Source organism: Bradyrhizobium neotropicale (assembly GCF_001641695.1).
Taxonomy (GTDB): Bacteria; Pseudomonadota; Alphaproteobacteria; order Rhizobiales; family Xanthobacteraceae; genus Bradyrhizobium; species Bradyrhizobium neotropicale.
Map to the genome: position 1 here is coordinate 69,042 of NZ_LSEF01000024.1, position 15,706 is coordinate 84,747.

Sequence of the window (15,706 nt, forward strand, 5' to 3'; positions counted from 1 at the left end):
TCGCGCTTCAGGCACCGGCGGGGGAGCGCACCGGTCGCAGCAGAAATGCCGGAAGATGCGAGTGATCGCCGGGCTCGGTATCGACCTCGCGCTGGCGGCGCGGCTCGGGCCGGCCAATTGATGGCACGTGCGAGGGGTTCGCCTGCTGACGCCCGCCGCGACGCGGCTCGGGCGCATGCCTTGCCTCGGATTCATGACGCGCTTCGCTGCGCGGTTCGCGCGGCTCGTGGCTACGTTCACGGTCGTGGCTGCGCTGTTGACCGCGCGGCGACTTGCCGCGTCCGCCACGGGAGCGCTCGCGGCCGCGCTGCTCGCGCGGGCGCTCGCTCTGCTCGGCCGTCTCGGCGTGGACTTCGTAATCGCCCTCGGCGCGCGGAATGCTCTGGCCGATCAGCTTTTCGATCGCGGCCATCGACTTCTGGTCGAGCGGCGTCACGATGGAGATCGCAGTACCGGTGCGGCCGGCGCGGCCAGTGCGGCCGATGCGGTGAACGTAGTCGTCGGGATGGTGGGGAACGTCGAAATTGAAGACGTGGCTGACCTCGGGAATATCGAGGCCGCGGGCGGCGACGTCGGAGGCAACCAGAAGCGGCAGCTCGCCCTTGCGGAATTGATCCAGCGCCGCCATGCGGGCCGGCTGGTCCATGTCACCGTGCAAGGCGCCGACGCTGAACCCGTGCTTCTGAAGTGATTTGTGAACGATGGCGACTTCGCGCTTGCGATTGCAGAAGATGATCGCGTTCTTGAGGTCCTTGGCTTCGCGGAGCAGGCGGCGAAGCAATTCGCGCTTCTCATGCGCCTCGCGCCCTGCGGGTACCTGGGACTGCGTGACGGTCACGGCCGTGGTCGCGGGCTTGGAAACCTCGACCTTTTGCGGGTTGTGCAGGAAGGCCTCGGTGATGCGCCGGATCTCCGGCGGCATGGTCGCGGTGAAGAATAGTGTCTGCCGTGTGAAGGGAACGAGTTTGCAGATGCGCTCGATGTCGGGAATGAAGCCCATGTCCAGCATGCGGTCGGCTTCGTCGATGACGAGCAGCTCGACGCCGGTGAGCAGGAGACCGCCGCGCTCGGTATGGTCGAGAAGGCGGCCCGGCGTCGCGATCAGGACGTCGACGCCACGCATCAGCTTGGCATCCTGGTCACCGAAGGAGACGCCGCCGATCAGGAGGGCGACGTTGAGCTTCTGGCCGGCGCCGTAGCGGTCGAAGTTCTCCTTCACCTGCGCCGCGAGCTCGCGGGTCGGTTCCAGGATCAGCGTGCGCGGCATGCGCGCACGGGCGCGACCCTTTTCGAGGATGGTGAGCATCGGCAGCACGAAAGCCGCGGTCTTGCCGGTGCCGGTCTGGGCGATGCCGAGCACGTCCTTGCGTGCGAGGACGTGGGGGATCGCCTGTTCCTGAATGGGGGTGGGGTTGGTGTAACCGGTGGCCGCCACTGCGGCGAGGACTTTTTCGGATAGTCCGAGATTTGAAAAAGACATTGAGCCTCTGGTCGAAACCGCCGTTCGGAATCGAGGGTAAAAAGGCTGTCGCGTTCCACCCCGAAACGGCGCGCTCTCAAAGAAGCTTGGGGTGCTGACTTACGCGAACAAAGCGCCAGGCTCAGGAATCGCTCTTCGATTTGAGCCGCGTCGACCCGGAACATAGGGGGGAATCGGCCAAAGTCAATGGAGCGGGCGCGGGAAGACCCTTAAAAACCTGAGGTTTTTGCCCAAATAGCGGACGCAGCTTGGCTTTTCCGCCTCTGTTTGGCAGTTCGGCGGGAACCTCAGCCACGTCTGTCGGCGCCCTCGGAGGTCTGGGCCCGGAAATCGCCAGGGGCCATGCCATAGGCGGCATTGAAGACCCGGTAATAGGTCGCCAGGCTCTCGAAGCCGCAGGCCGCGGCGACGTCCGCAATCAGCCGATCCGGCGCCTCGCGCATCAGCCGGCGGCTCTGCTTCAGGCGCTCGTCCGTGACGGTCTGCGAGAAGCTCTTCTCGGCCATTTCGAACAGCATGTGCAGGTGGCGCACGGAGACGCCGAGCTGGTCCGCCACCATGGTCGGCGTCAGATCAGGATTCCGGAGGTCCTGTGCGATCAGGCGGCGCGCCAGGGAGAGACGGGCGGTCCGCAGCGCGGCCTGGCCACGCCGGCTGCCCGGCCCGACAATGCCGCGCTCGATCAACGCCAGATGGGCCAGCGCCTGGACGAGCGTAGTGGTCTCGGCCGAAGCATCGTCCGCGGCGGTCTCACCGAGATCGGCAAAGCAGGAGTTCAGCAGGGGCGCCAGGGTGGAGTCGGTGAAGGTCTTCGGCGCCAGCCCGCGCATGCGCTTGTCCTGCCCTGGAATACCGCCGACGGGCACTTTCAGGATCCGCAGGTGAAATCCGGCAGTCCCGAGCGGCACCGTGCGGTAGGGCAGATCGGTATGGCTGGTGGCGAAGCTGCCATTGGGAATGGCGAAATCGCCGCCGCGCAGGCCGCCGAACCAGCCGCCGTCGCCAAGCTGCTGGTAGACGCAGATACTGTCACCGGGGGCATAGCCGATGTCGGCCTTGCTGCGCTCGACGGTGTATGGCGAGGCCTTCAACTCCACAAAGCCGGCTCCCCCGAGCTTGCGCAGCGAGAACTCGCCGACGAAGTCGGCGCGCCGTTCCCGCTCGAGCTCCGCCGTGACGCCGAACAGCCCCTTGGCGCGGACCTCGCGCCAATAGTCGAAGCGGTCCTGCGGTTCGACCTCGTCGGTGCACCAGCGATACACGGCAGTCCCCGGTCTCAAACGGAATTACAGAAGAAAAAGCAGATTCCGGCGGAATCTGCCATAGGTCAGAAGTCGCGCCGGTCGGTTCCGCCTGTTGAACCGTCACCACCGCTCGGCCGACTATGAAATCAGCAGCGGCAGGGGCGAAGGCCGGTGAAGGAACCCGGTCAGACAGCCCTCCGCAACGGGGATTTTCGATGGCGCATCGGCTTTTCAGAATTTTGGCAGCGCTTGGCCTGGCGGCAGGCCTGAGCGGCTTTGCGGTTAGCGCCCACGCCGAAAAGCGCGTCGCGCTCGTCGTCGGCAACAACGACTACAGGAACGTTCCGAAGCTGCTCAAGGCCGTCAACGACGCCCGCACGATGGGCGATACGCTGAAGCAGCTCGGCTTTTCAGTGATGGTGGCGGAGAACCAGAACCGGCAGCAATTTTCCGAGACGCTGCTCGCCTTCGACAGGGCGATCGAGCCCGGCGACACCGCGTTCTTCTTCTACGCCGGCCACGGTTTCGAGATCGCCGGCCAGAACTATCTGCTGCCGACCGACGTGCCGGCGGCGACTGAAGGCCAGGAAGAACTGGTGCGCGACGCTTCGATCCTTGCCGATCGCATCGTCGAGCGTCTCCAGAACAAGAAGGCGCGGACCTCGATCTTGGTGTTCGACGCCTGCCGCAACAACCCGTTCGAGCGTGCCGGCACGCGCGCGGTTGCCGGCGGCGGCGGGCTTGCGCCGATGACGCAACTGCCAGAAGGCGTCTTCTCGGTGTTCTCGGCCGGCCCGCGCCAGACCGCGCTCGATCGCCTGTCGAATGACGACGCCAACCCGAATTCGGTGTTCACGCGCACCTTCGCCAAGGAGCTGTTGCAGCCCGGCGAAAACCTGGTGCAGGTGGCGCAGCGCACCCGCCGTCTCGTCAGCGAGATGGCCGATACCGTCAAGCACAAGCAGGTGCCGGTCTATTTCGACCAGATGGTCGACGACGTCTTCCTCAGCGGCCTCGCGAAGGATGCGGCGGCCGCGGCCGCGCGGCCGGCAGATCCGCCGCCGCAGAAGGTCGCGGCGCTGCCGCCGGTGTCGGTGCCGCGCGTACCGAAGGAGGAATCCACCAACGCCCCGATCGCGAGCTTTTCGCGCCACAATGGCGGGTGGAGCGTCTCGTTCTCCTTCGCCGACCCGACGCTCGGCATTTCCTGGCGCATGGCCGGCGGCGGCGACTTCCGCGAGACCGGCTTCCTCGATACGCTCGACCAGCGCACGCGCAAGCGGGTGCCGAACCCGTCGATCGAGCTGCCGCCGGACGCGCAGGCCGGCACGATCGAGGTGCGCTACATCGACGCCTCCGGCGACATGCAGGGCCCGTTCCCGATCAAGTTCGATCCCGAGGCCGCGCTGATCCGCGACCAGCGCAAGATCCTCGACATGACCGCCACGAGCTGGCTCTCGTTCCGCGAATTCAACGGGCTGCTCGTCTACTACACCCATCTCGTGTCGTATCGCTGCGCCATCCGCGAGGTCCGCATCGGCATTGACACCGCCGTGCCCAACCAGGTGCTGAAGATGCCGGCCTGCGACATGCGCGATCCTACCTCGATCAACGCCGGCATGCTGCCGCTCTACATGAAGCTCGCGCCGGCCACGCAGTTCATCTCGGTCGAACTGACCTATCGCGACGGCAGCGTCTCGGAGATCAAGAGCTTTCGCACGGCGAACCGCAGCAAGAATTGAGCCAGTCGCCGCCGGCTGGAACCGGCGCAATCCGTTGAGCAGGCCCTCTTCGGGCACGTCGCTATTGGCGATGTTTGCCGAAGAAGCGCTTGATGGAGTCGATCGCCTCGATCAAAGGCGGCGTCAGCGAAAAGAACGCGCCCAGGGCGATCGAGATGATCACGTGCCGGAACAGGACCTTGTCCTGCTCCTCCACCGGGTGGCCCTTCTGGTCGATCCGCGCCGGGGCAAGCGTTCCCGTTTCGCCCGGGCCCGGCTTTCGCGGCTTCCGCGACGGGATCATGACCACGACGAAAAGTACGTTGATCAGAATCCAGATGCCGACCAATATAAGTACGGTACGCAACGTAAATTCCTGAAATCAATAGAAACTTCAACAAAATTACTGATCATTCGCGCAAGCAGCAAACCAAATTGCGACTTGCTGCAGTGCAATAAAACTAGTGCGTAAATGGGAGCCGATCATGGACCCAGGCACGTCGCCACAGCCGCCCGAACGGCGCTCCCTCAAGGTCCGCTGCTGCGTCGTCGGCGGTGGTCCCGCCGGCATGATGCTCGGTTATCTCCTGGGGCGTGCCGGCATCGACGTCGTGGTGCTGGAGAAGCATGCGGACTTCTTCCGCGATTTTCGCGGCGACACGGTGCATCCTTCGACGCTCCAGGTGATGGACGAGCTCGGTCTGATCGACGGCTTCCTGAAGCTGCCGCATCAACGCCTGCAGACGATGGACGGCCTGTTCGGCGGCACGCATGTGCGGATCGCCGATCTCAGCCGGCTCCGCACCAAATACCCGTTCATTGCCTTCATGCCGCAATGGGACTTTCTGAATTTCCTGCGCGAGGCCGGCAAGCGCTTCGCCTCGCTCAGGGTGATGATGAGCACGGAGGCCGTCGACCTGATCCGCCGCGGCGAGACCATCGCCGGCGTGCGCGCGACGACGCCCGAAGGGCCGCTCGATATCGAGGCTGATCTGACCATCGCCTGCGACGGCCGGCATTCGATCGTGCGCGAGCGCGCGGGCCTTGCGCTCGACGAGATCGGCGCGCCGATGGACGTGCTGTGGTTCCGTGTCGGCCGCAGGGCCGACGAGACAGAGAACCTGTTCGCGCGCATCGAGCCCGGCAAGATGATGGTCACCTTCGACCGCGGCGACTACTGGCAATGCGCCTATGTCATCGCCAAGGGACAGTATGAGGCTGTTAAGGCGAGGGGATTGCCGGCGCTGCTCGACGACGTTGTGCGCATGGCGCCCGTGCTGCGATCGGGAATTGCCGACGTGAAGAGTTTTGACGACATCAAGCTGCTCACGGTCGCGATCAACCGGCTGAAGCACTGGACACGGCCGGGGCTGCTCTGCATCGGCGATGCCGCGCATGCGATGTCGCCGGTGGGCGGCGTCGGCGTCAATCTCGCCGTGCAGGATGCGGTCGCAACCGCCAATCTGCTTGCCGACAAGATCAGCCGCGGTTGTCCGTCAGAGCACGAGCTCGACGCGGTGCGCGCGCGACGCGAATTTCCGGTGAAGATGACGCAGGCGATGCAGGTGGTCGTGCAGAACAACATCATCGGCGCTGCCTTGAAGCCCGGAAACCAGCCGCTGAAGGTGCCGCTGATCATTCGTCTGATCACGGCGGTGCCGTGGCTCCAGGGCATTCCGGCGCGCCTGCTCGCGCTCGGCATACGGCCCGAGCATGTCGCGTCGAAGGCCGCGCAAATGCCCTGATCGTTGGCTCTCGCGCGCAAGAATTCGGTAGGGATAACAGCGTATTAAATCCGTTGCCGCGCGTTGCGCCGCTGCAACAATGGAGCCGGATTCGGAACGTCAAAATACGAATCCCGACACGCCCGATCGGTTGATTTCAATTTTAGTAAGAACTGTCTGTGAGCGTGCGCCCCATCGAGGACAAGGGGTGTACCATGCGTTCCAATTTGATTGCTGCTTTTGCCTGCACGACTGCGCTCGTTTCGACCGGCGCTGCTTCCGCCGCTGATCTTGCTGCGCGGCCCTACACCAAGGCGCCCGCCTATATCGAGCCGCTCTTCAACTGGACCGGCTTCTATGTCGGTGGCCACATCGGCGGCGCCTGGACCAACGAGCAGTTCATCAACAATGGCAACGGCGGGGGCTTCGGCGATCTGACGCCGGGGCAGGGCTATCGTCAGCGCAGCTCGGGCGTCATGGGCGGTGCGCAGATCGGCTACAACTGGCAGGCCAACAACTACGTGTTCGGCATGGAAGGAACGATCTCCGGGCTCAACAACAAGGGCACCGTCGTGAACACGGTGTTCGGTCCGAGGAACGACGTGTTCACCTGGCGCGCGAACGTGCTCGCGACGGTCGTCGGGCGCGCCGGCTTCGCCGTGCAGAACAATCTGTTCTACATCAAGGGTGGCTATGCCGGCGTGAACAACCGTCTCAACGTCACCGACGCGGCCGGACTGGGCTCTGGCGGTCAGACCCACTGGGCCAACGGCTGGACCGTCGGCGCCGGCTGGGAATACGGCATCACCCGCAACTGGATCGTCGGCCTCGAGTACAACTATGCGGCCTTCGGCGGCCAGACCTACCAGCTCGGCGGCACCACGGCCAACTACACTTTCGATGCCAAGCCGCGCGACATTCAGTGGGCGGTCGTGCGCGGAAGCTACAAGTTCGACGCGCCGGTCATCGCGCGCTACTGAGCTCGCGCAACGCTCACGACAAACCAAAGCCCCGGGTGATGCCCGGGGCTTTTTTGCTGCGTCAGGCAAGGCGCGCGCGTCAGGCCATCACTGAGAAGCCGCCGTCGACGGGGATCGCCGTGCCCGTGACGAAGTCCGACGCGGGCGAGGCAAGAAACACGGCGATGCCGGCGAAGTCGTTGATGTCGCCCCAGCGTCCCGCCGGCGTGCGCGCCAGCACACGCTCATGCAGCCCCGACACCTGCTGCCGTGCGCCGCGCGTGAGGTCGGTGTCGATCCAGCCGGGCAGGATGGCGTTGACCTGGATGTTGTCCGGCGCCCAGGCATTGGCGCAGGCGCGCGTGAACTGCACGATGCCGCCCTTGCTCGCCGCATAGGCCGGCGCAAAGCTCGCGCCGAAGATCGACATCATCGAGCCGATGTTGATCACCTTGCCGCCGCCCGACGCCTTCAGCGCGGGATAGGCGGCCTTCGAGCACACGAAGGCGCTGGTGAGGTTGGTGTCGATCACCTTGCTCCATTCGTCGAGCTCGAGCTCGTGCGGCGGCTTGCGGATGCTCATGCCGGCATTGTTGATCAGGATGTCGATGCGGCCGAGCTCCTTTGCGACGCGAGCGGCCATGGCTTCGATCGCGGCCTTGTCGGTCACGTCGGTCGCGACCGCGATGGCATTGACGCCGCGCTGCTTGAGGTCTTCGACCGCCGCTTTCGACTTCGCCTCGTTGCGCCCGACGACAGCGATGTCGGCCCCGGCGTCGGCGAGCCCGCGGGCCATTCCGAGCCCGATGCCGCCATTGCCTCCCGTGACGATCGCGACCTTGCCGCGGAGATCGAACCGACTGGATGTCATGCCTTTATTCCTTCGTTTCTTTTATTGGTTGCTCTGCCAGATCAGGACCAGCCCGAAGCTGGCCATGGCTGCGCCATAGCCGGCCCATTGCAGCTGGTTGACCATGAAGCTCGATCGAGGCCAGGGAACAGTACCCGTGCCTTGTCCGATCCAGAGCAGGCCGATGGCGAGAGCAAACAGGCCTGCGATCAGCAGAAATCTGCGCATCGTATCCTCCCCATCGGACTGCTTCTGTCGCGCTGCGGCATGAACGATTGCCCCAAGTCGCGAAAACTTGGGCGCAGACTAGCCGTAGCTTCGGTTCGGATACAATGGGCGGCCGGGCCGAAGAAGATTCGGACGACGCCGATATCTTGCGGTTCGGCATCGCGCCAGCCGAGGCTATGGCCTATCGCGACACGCGCGGCGCGACCGGCCGATGCCGAACTGAGCGAAATCGCGGCGCAACTCCGGGGCGCCTGCCAGTTGCTGAAAGCAGCGTGGGGAATTGAGTGCCGCAACGAAAAAGCCCCGGGCGATGCCGGGGCTTTGACGTTTGGCGATTTAGGCCGGATCAGTACTTCGCGACGACCGGACCGGTCCAGTTGAAGCGGTAGACCAGCGAGGTCGAGATCGTCTGGTTCCAGCTGTTGGCGCGGATGTCGCGATTCGGGGTCGGCAGGTTGGTGATGTTGCTGAGCTCGGTCTCGGTCTTGGTGTTGTAGAAGGCCGAACGATACTCGGTCTTCATGAACCAGCCGGGCGAGGTGATGCCGAAGATGTTCAGGCTGTTCTCGACGCCGCCGCCGATGAACCAGCCGTTGCGGTTGAAGCCGTTGACGTGGATGCCTGCGTCCGCGCCGGTCAGCGTCGTGAAGTTGGCGCTGCCGAAGTGAGCGCCGGAGTAACCGCCGTTCACGTAGGACAGAACGTTCGGGGCGACCAGCCAGCCGAGGCGAACACCAGCGGCCCAGGAGTCTTCCAGCTTCTGGTTGGCGGTGATCTGTGCGAACGGATCCTGCACGGTGGCGCGGATGCTGCCGAACTGACCGTCAGCGAACACGCCGGCGACCCAGGTGCCGCTGAACTGCCAGTCGTAGCCGAGACCGACGGTGCCGAACCAGCCCGAGCCACCCTGACGCTGGGTGATGGTGAGCGGAACCGCGCCAGTCGTGGTCTGGATGAACTGGTCGGAGTTCGAGAGGCCGCCACCGCCGCCGCCGAAGACGTAGAAGCCGGTCCAGTTGTAAACCGGAGCGGGCATCGGGGCCTTCACATACGGACGGGCCGCGAGGTCGGCCGCCGAGGCCGAACCCGTCATCGCCGCAACCGCGGTCAGAGCGAGCAAAATCTTCTTCATGTTAAAATCCCCAACCTTTGGTCTGCTTGGCAGGCGCGAGCGCACTGAAGTCCGAGTGATCTGATGCCCGGACTATAGACGGTTCCGACCAAAATGCTGTTGCCGGGCAGGCACAGTCGCCGGAAAACGCCCGTCGGCGGCCATTTGCGGCGTCTTTGCGAGATGCAGAAAAGTATTGCAGTTTCAGTGTATTACAAGAGTTTTTAGATTCGGTGTCCAGTAATCTCCCGTTAGCAAACTCGGCTTCGTCCGGAATGGAGGCAATCCCTCCCTCGGCCTCGGCACCTGTGAGTCGCTGGCCGAGTCGCGGCGCGCGTCCGGCGTGTCGGGATTAACCGAGGCCTGGCTGACCGCATGGATCTTTGGAACGAAGCAAGTGCCGTCACCGCAAACAAAAAAGCCCCGGGCTGAGCCGGGGCTTTTGAGGGGAAGTCGCCGGTTCAGACGTCCAGCAACTCCTCGCTGGCGAATTCGGCCTTGTCCGAGATGAAGGCGAAGCGGGCCTCGGCCTTGGTGCCCATCAGGCGCTCCACCGAATCCGCTGTCGTGTCGCGGTCATCGGCCAGCAGGACCACTTTCAGCAAGGTCCGCTTAGCCGGGTCCATGGTGGTTTCCTTAAGCTGCGCCGGCATCATCTCGCCGAGGCCTTTGAAGCGGTTCACCTCGACCTTGGCGTTGGCGTTGAACTCGCTCTTGATCAGCGCCTCCTTGTGCGCGTCGTCACGGGCGTAGATCGACTTCGTGCCATGGGTGAGCTTGTAGAGCGGCGGTACCGCGAGGAAGAGGTGGCCTTCATCGATCAGCCGCGGCATCTGCCGGTAGAAGAAGGTGATCAGCAGCGAAGCGATGTGAGCGCCGTCGACGTCGGCGTCGGTCATGATGATGATGCGCTGATAGCGCAGATCCTCTTCGCGATACTGTGCAAGCTGGCCGCAGCCGATCGCCTGCACGAGATCGGAGAGCTGCGCGTTCGCCGTCAACTTGTCCTTGCCGGCGGAGGCGACGTTGAGGATCTTGCCGCGCAGCGGCAGCACGGCCTGGGTCTTGCGGTCGCGCGCCTGCTTGGCGCTGCCGCCGGCCGAGTCGCCCTCGACGATGAAGAGCTCGGAGCCTTCCGTGCCTGCGTCGGTGCAGTCGGCGAGCTTGCCGGGCAGGCGCAGCTTCTTGCCGGCGGTTTTCCGCGCGGTCTCCTTTTCCTGGCGGCGGCGCAGGCGCTCCTCGGCGCGATCGATCACGAAGTCGAGCAGCCTGTTGGCCATGTTCGGATTGCCCGAGAGCCAGTGGTCGAACGGATCCTTCATCGCCTGTTCGACGATGCGCTGCGCTTCGGCGGTCGCCAGACGATCCTTGGTCTGGCCCTGGAATTCAGGCTCGCGCACGAACACGGAGAGCATCACGGCCGCACCGACCATCACGTCTTCGGAGGTGACGGAGGCTGCGCGCTTGCCCTGGCCGACGCGCTCGGCGTGATCCTTCAGGCCGCGCAACAGCGCGCTGCGCAGGCCGGATTCGTGCGTACCGCCGTCGGGCGTCGGCACGGTGTTGGTGTAGGACGAGAGAAAACCATCGGCGTCCGCAGTCCAGGCCACGGCCCATTCGCAGGCGCCGTGCGCGCCGTTGCGGCCGGACTTGCCGGAGAAGATGTCGGGATGCACCAGCGTGTCGGCGTGGATCGCAGCGGCGAGATAATCCTTCAGGCCGCCGGGGAAGTGGAACGTCGCCTCCGCCGGCACGTCCTCGATGCCTTTGAGCAGCTCGGGCGCACAATTCCAGCGGATCTCGACGCCGCCGAACAGATAGGCCTTCGAACGCGTCATCTTGAACAGACGCTGCGGCTTGAACGCGGCCTTGGCGCCGAAGATGTCGGTGTCCGGCTTGAATCTCACGCGCGTGCCGCGACGGTTGTTGACCTTGCCGAGATCCTCGATCTTGCCCTTCGGGTGGCCGCGCTCGAACGTCATGCGATAGAGTTTTTGGCTACGCGCGACTTCCACCTCGAGAAGGGAGGAGAGGGCGTTCACCACGGAGATGCCGACGCCGTGCAGACCGCCGGAGGTCTCGTAGACCTTGGAGTCGAACTTGCCGCCGGAGTGCAGCGTGCACATGATGACTTCGAGCGCCGACTTCTTCGGGAATTTCGGATGCGGATCGACCGGGATGCCGCGGCCGTTGTCGGTGACGGTCAGGAAACCGTCAGCGCTCAAGTCCACCTCGATGAAGGTCGCATGTCCCGCCAGCGCCTCGTCCATCGAGTTGTCGATGACTTCGGCGAAGAGGTGGTGCAGGGCCTTCTCGTCGGTGCCGCCGATATACATGCCGGGCCGGCGCCGGACCGGCTCCAGGCCTTCCAGCACCTCGATGTCGGCGGCCGTGTACTCGGCCTCGCCGCCGCTTGCCCGCGAGGCGGTTTTCGCCGGCGCGGGCTTTTTTGCCTCGCTGCCGCCGAACAGGTCGTCTTTTGCTTTCGTTTTCAACTGCTTGGACATATATCTTGATGCGTTTTGAGGGCCGCATAGGCGGCGAATCGGTTGGCCTGACTATGGCACGGCTGGCCCGAAAAGGTGACCACAGGGCGAGCCGGGCGGTGTGGTTGCGAGCCAATCCCGGCGATTTTACGCCGCAGGCCCACCAAATCCCGGCAATTTGACACCCTCGTCCGCTTCTGACCGGGCTTTGTGACTTGATGTCACGCAAGCCCTTGGCTTACCAGTCTTTTCTATCTGACCTTGATGGGGCGGGAAGGCTATCTGGAATGGAGCAGTATGCGCACGCACTGACCGACTTCGTGCGCGTGCACCAGGCCTGGGCCGCTCCGATCGTCTTCCTGCTGGCCTTCGGGGAATCGCTGGCCTTCATCTCGCTCCTGATCCCGGCCTGGGGCGCTCTGGTCGCGATCGGCGCGCTGATCGGGGTCAGCGGCATCAGCTTCTATCCGGTCTGGATTGCCGGTGGCCTCGGCGCCGCCCTCGGCGATTGGGTCTCCTACTGGTTCGGCTATCGCTACAAGGAACAGGTCGCCCAGATGTGGCCCTTGTCGCGCTATCCGGAACTGCTTCCCAAGGGCGAGGCCTTCGTGCGCCGCTGGGGCGTGCCCAGCATCTTCATCGGACGTTTCTTCGGCCCCTTACGCGCCTCCGTGCCGCTCGCCGCCGGCATCTTCGAGATGCCCTATTGGAGTTTCCAGATCGCCAACTTCGTCTCGGCGCTGGTCTGGGCGGCAGTGCTGCTGATGTTCGGCGATGTGATCGCGAAGATCATGGAATGGATCTGGCGGTTCTTCTGATGGCTTGAACTTGACGGGAACCGCGCCTGGCCTTATAGCCGCGCGCCATGATCAACGCCGCGACCATCCTGTTCGCCCGTCGCCGCCGCCGCAGCCTAGCGGTTTGGGCGGTCGATCGCGTTTGAGATCATCGTCTTTGCCGCTGGACCCGATCCGCGGCATTCTCTCTCCTGTCAGCGCGATCTGATCCGGCGGCTCCCCCGAGGAGGCCCAGCAGGAGACCACGATGTACACGCCACCCTTTTTCAAGCAGGACCGCGCCGCGAGCCTCAAATTCGCGGACGAGCGCGGCTTCGGCACGATGTGCGCCTTTGACGGCCACAAGCCGGTCGCGTCTGCGCTGCCGTTCTACCTGACCTACGCCGACGACGGCACGCCGCACGCGGCCTTTCACGTTGCTCGTCACAATCCGCTGGTAAAGCTGGCGGACGGAGTGTCGTCCTGGCTGCTCGCGGTGAGCGGCCCGGATGCCTATGTATCGCCGGACTGGTACGTCTCGCCGGACCAGGTGCCGACCTGGCTCTACCAGTCGGTTCATCTGACCGGCCCGGTGCGGTTGTTGTCGGATGATGAGTTGTCGGTGCAGATCGATGTGCTCAGCGACAAGTTCGAGAGCTGGCTGTTGCCGAAGCCGCTGTGGAGGTCGGCCAAGATGACGGCCGGACGGCGCGAGACGATGAAGAAAGCGATCGTTGGTCTGGTCATGACGGTTGAAGAGGTCGAGGGCAGCTTCAAGCTCAACCAGCACAAATCGGACGCCGATTTCGCGGCGGTCGCAAACGCGCTTGGCGAGGGCGATGCCGACGCGAGAGAGATTTCACACTTGATGCGGCAGACCCGGCCGCAAATCTTCACTGATCAGGTTTTTGCAGACGACACGAACATGCTCGAAAGGAGCGCGCCATGAGCCTCGCCGACACCAAGCAAGCACCGACCACCGGTGTGGCAATGAGGCCCGCCACCGTCTTCGTCGACGGCGGCTCCGGCACGACCGGGCTCGGCATCAACGAGCGCCTCAAGCTCCAGAGCGACGTCACGGTGAAGACCATCGCCGACGACAAGCGCAAGGATCCCGCGGCGAAGAAGGCGCTGATGGAGGAGGTCGATCTCGTTATCCTCTGCCTGCCCGATGACGCCGCCAAGGAGACGGTCGCCCTCGTCGACAGCATGGGCGCCTCGGCGCCGAAGGTGCTTGACGCCTCGACCGCGTACCGGGTCGCGCCCGACTGGGCTTACGGCTTTCCCGAACTGACGCCGGACCAGACCGGCAAGATCAAGGCCGCGAAAAAGGTCTCCAATCCCGGCTGTTATCCGACCGGCGCGATCGCGCTGCTGCGGCCGATCGTCGATGCCGGCCTCTTGCCGCAGGATTATCCCGTCACCGTCAATGCGGTGAGCGGCTATTCCGGCGGCGGCAAGTCGATGATCGCGAGCTTCGAGGACGGCAGCGCGCCGTCCTTCGAGCTCTACGGCCTGGGCTTCGAGCACAAGCATCTGCCGGAGATGCAGCTCTATTCGAACCTGACGCGGCGGCCGATCTTCATTCCCTCGGTCGGCAACTACCGGCAGGGCATGCTGGTCTCGGTGCCGCTGCAGCTCGACACGCTGCCGGGCAAGCCGGGCGGCGCCGATCTTCAGGCCGCGATGGCCAAGCGCTACGCCGGCTCAAAGTACGTTTCGGTGATGCCGCTTCAGAACGAGGCGACCAAGGGCGGCCGGCTCGAGCCGGAGGCGCTGAATGAGACCAACATGCTCGAGCTCTACGTCTTCGCCAGCGACAAATATCACCAGGCGGTGCTGGTCGCGCGGCTCGACAATCTCGGCAAGGGTGCCTCGGGTGCGGCCGTGCAGAACATGCGGCTGATGCTGGGCCTGCCGGAGGAGTAGGCTCCTCTCGTGCCCCGGACGCAGCGCAGCGCGCGCTTCCCTGGCGATGCGAAGCATCGTCCAATGCGGTGCGCTGCAGAGCCGGAACACGAGACGACACCGGCGTGACCTACGTCTCTCAGTACTTTGAGCCGACGGAGCCCGGCGTCGAGGCGGGGCCATCGCATATGAACAATCCCGAGAGGTCGTCATGCCCGGGCTTGTCCCGGGCATCCACGTTCTCGTGCCGCGGGGCAAGCCGTGGATGGCCGGGNGCCCGGCCATGACACTGTGGAGGCTTCAGCGCCCCAAGCTGTCGCGTCACATGCGATTACCCTGGGCGTCGAGGGAACTATGCGACGACCCATTCGAGCAGGGCGTTCTGCGCATGCAGGAGATACGCCTTCGCGGGCGGGCTCTGGCACGCCGGATGCGACATCGCGTCAGTGCTGACCTCCTGGCCTCTGGTGACGGGCGGGCAGGGCAGAAAAATCATGTCGGGACGGCACCGGTCCAGGATCGAGGCCGAAATCCGGTAGTCCTCGACTTGATCCTCGCGTACCCCATCGGGCCAGCAGTCGGTGATGATGACGTCCGCATCGAACAAGGCGTCCAGCCGGGTCGTTGCGGTGAAGTTCGGACTTGCCATGTCCCTGATATGCCAGTCCGCCGGATAGGCCTGGGTCACGCTGATCGGAAGCGCGATGGACGCCTCGACCCAGGAGCGGAGGATGTTGTCATCGGGCGCTACGCCGACGACCTTGAGGCCGTCGAGATGTCCTCTCTTGTGCTTGACGTAGGCGAGATCGCCGAGCGTTTCGCAGGGGTGGTTTGATCGCGTTCTCGCGTTGACGACCGGCGCGTCGGCGCGCGATGCGAGCTCTTGCAGGACCGCTAGCTCCCGAGTGCGCACCACCAGGACGTCGAACCAATTGTCGAGATATCTGGCGAGGTCCGCCGTTGCTTCACGGACATTGAATTTGATCGGCGGCTGCACGCAGATGCCGCCCATCGCCTGGATGCCGAGATCGAACGCCGCCGTATTCCGCCATCCACCGTCGTCGACGATCAGCGCCACGTGTTTGCCAACGAGGTTTTGCGGCATGGCGCGGTCATTCCATGCCGCTGCGAGGACTTGCGCGCGTTCGATGATGGACAGGACAGTGTCCGGCCGCAGGTCATGGAATTGGAGGAAGTCCCGGTTGGACTCTGTATGCAT

The 15,706-nt window shown here is 64.4% G+C and carries 14 protein-coding genes; 6 read left to right on the forward strand and 8 right to left on the reverse strand.

Annotated elements, in window-relative coordinates:
• Positions 1-7: 7 nt before the first annotated feature.
• Together AXW67_RS03525 and AXW67_RS03530 are read right to left on the reverse strand one after the other, a co-directional pair.
• Positions 8-1,480 carry a DEAD/DEAH box helicase gene (locus AXW67_RS03525; protein ID WP_063676656.1) on the reverse strand — a complete coding sequence of 491 codons (1,473 nt, stop codon included), beginning with the start codon at positions 1,478-1,480 and terminating at the stop codon, positions 8-10.
• Positions 1,481-1,767: 287 nt separating this feature from the next.
• Positions 1,768-2,742 carry a helix-turn-helix transcriptional regulator gene (locus tag AXW67_RS03530; protein ID WP_063676658.1) on the reverse strand — a complete coding sequence of 325 codons (975 nt, stop codon included), beginning with the start codon at positions 2,740-2,742 and terminating at the stop codon, positions 1,768-1,770.
• Between the two features lie 197 nt (positions 2,743-2,939).
• On the opposite strand from AXW67_RS03530, the gene AXW67_RS03535 reads away from it, so the two are divergent.
• Entirely contained in the window at positions 2,940-4,466 is a 1,527-nt protein-coding gene (locus AXW67_RS03535) for a caspase family protein (RefSeq protein WP_063676660.1), read from the forward strand.
• Between the two features lie 61 nt (positions 4,467-4,527).
• Here AXW67_RS03535 and AXW67_RS03540 read toward each other — a convergent pair whose 3' ends face one another.
• Complete coding sequence (locus tag AXW67_RS03540; protein WP_027553624.1) at positions 4,528-4,812, reverse strand: hypothetical protein; 285 nt, start codon at positions 4,810-4,812, stop codon at positions 4,528-4,530.
• Positions 4,813-4,930: 118 nt separating this feature from the next.
• Between AXW67_RS03540 and AXW67_RS03545 the strand changes: the two genes are divergently transcribed.
• Together AXW67_RS03545 and AXW67_RS03550 are read left to right on the forward strand one after the other, a co-directional pair.
• The gene (locus tag AXW67_RS03545) at positions 4,931-6,190 is read left to right on the forward strand and encodes an FAD-dependent oxidoreductase (protein ID WP_082907744.1); all 1,260 of its coding nucleotides are present in this window, start codon (positions 4,931-4,933) and stop codon (positions 6,188-6,190) included.
• A 194-nt stretch (positions 6,191-6,384) separates the two neighbouring features.
• Positions 6,385-7,149 (forward strand): outer membrane protein, encoded by a 765-nt coding sequence (locus AXW67_RS03550; RefSeq protein WP_063676662.1) that lies wholly within the window; start codon positions 6,385-6,387, stop codon positions 7,147-7,149.
• 79 nt (positions 7,150-7,228) lie between these two features.
• On the opposite strand, the gene AXW67_RS03555 is transcribed toward AXW67_RS03550, so the two are convergent.
• The 4 genes from AXW67_RS03555 to parE all read right to left on the reverse strand — a co-directional run bounded on the left by AXW67_RS03555 (position 7,229) and on the right by parE (position 11,824).
• On the reverse strand, positions 7,229-7,999 hold the full coding sequence (locus tag AXW67_RS03555) for an SDR family NAD(P)-dependent oxidoreductase (RefSeq protein WP_063676663.1): 771 nt from the start codon (positions 7,997-7,999) through the stop codon (positions 7,229-7,231).
• Positions 8,000-8,020: 21 nt separating this feature from the next.
• Positions 8,021-8,206: a hypothetical protein gene (locus AXW67_RS03560; protein ID WP_063676664.1), complete on the reverse strand. Its 186-nt coding sequence runs from the start codon at positions 8,204-8,206 to the stop codon at positions 8,021-8,023.
• Between the two features lie 346 nt (positions 8,207-8,552).
• The gene (locus AXW67_RS03565; protein ID WP_063676665.1) at positions 8,553-9,338 is read right to left on the reverse strand and encodes an outer membrane protein; all 786 of its coding nucleotides are present in this window, start codon (positions 9,336-9,338) and stop codon (positions 8,553-8,555) included.
• A gap of 440 nt (positions 9,339-9,778) precedes the next feature.
• The gene (gene parE / locus AXW67_RS03570; RefSeq protein ID WP_063676666.1) at positions 9,779-11,824 is read right to left on the reverse strand and encodes a DNA topoisomerase IV subunit B; all 2,046 of its coding nucleotides are present in this window, start codon (positions 11,822-11,824) and stop codon (positions 9,779-9,781) included.
• A 266-nt stretch (positions 11,825-12,090) separates the two neighbouring features.
• Between parE and AXW67_RS03575 the strand changes: the two genes are divergently transcribed.
• From AXW67_RS03575 to argC, 3 genes are all read left to right on the forward strand, one after another.
• On the forward strand, positions 12,091-12,621 hold the full coding sequence (locus tag AXW67_RS03575) for a DedA family protein (RefSeq protein WP_027553617.1): 531 nt from the start codon (positions 12,091-12,093) through the stop codon (positions 12,619-12,621).
• 226 nt (positions 12,622-12,847) lie between these two features.
• Positions 12,848-13,528 carry an FMN-binding negative transcriptional regulator gene (locus tag AXW67_RS03580; protein WP_063676668.1) on the forward strand — a complete coding sequence of 227 codons (681 nt, stop codon included), beginning with the start codon at positions 12,848-12,850 and terminating at the stop codon, positions 13,526-13,528.
• A complete protein-coding gene (argC, locus tag AXW67_RS03585; RefSeq protein WP_063676670.1) occupies positions 13,525-14,508 on the forward strand; it encodes an N-acetyl-gamma-glutamyl-phosphate reductase in 984 nt (327 codons plus the stop codon). Before AXW67_RS03580 ends, argC begins: the two co-directional genes overlap by 4 nt.
• A 331-nt stretch (positions 14,509-14,839) precedes the next feature.
• On the opposite strand, the gene AXW67_RS03590 is transcribed toward argC, so the two are convergent.
• Positions 14,840-15,706 (reverse strand): ornithine carbamoyltransferase, encoded by an 867-nt coding sequence (locus tag AXW67_RS03590; protein ID WP_063676672.1) that lies wholly within the window; start codon positions 15,704-15,706, stop codon positions 14,840-14,842.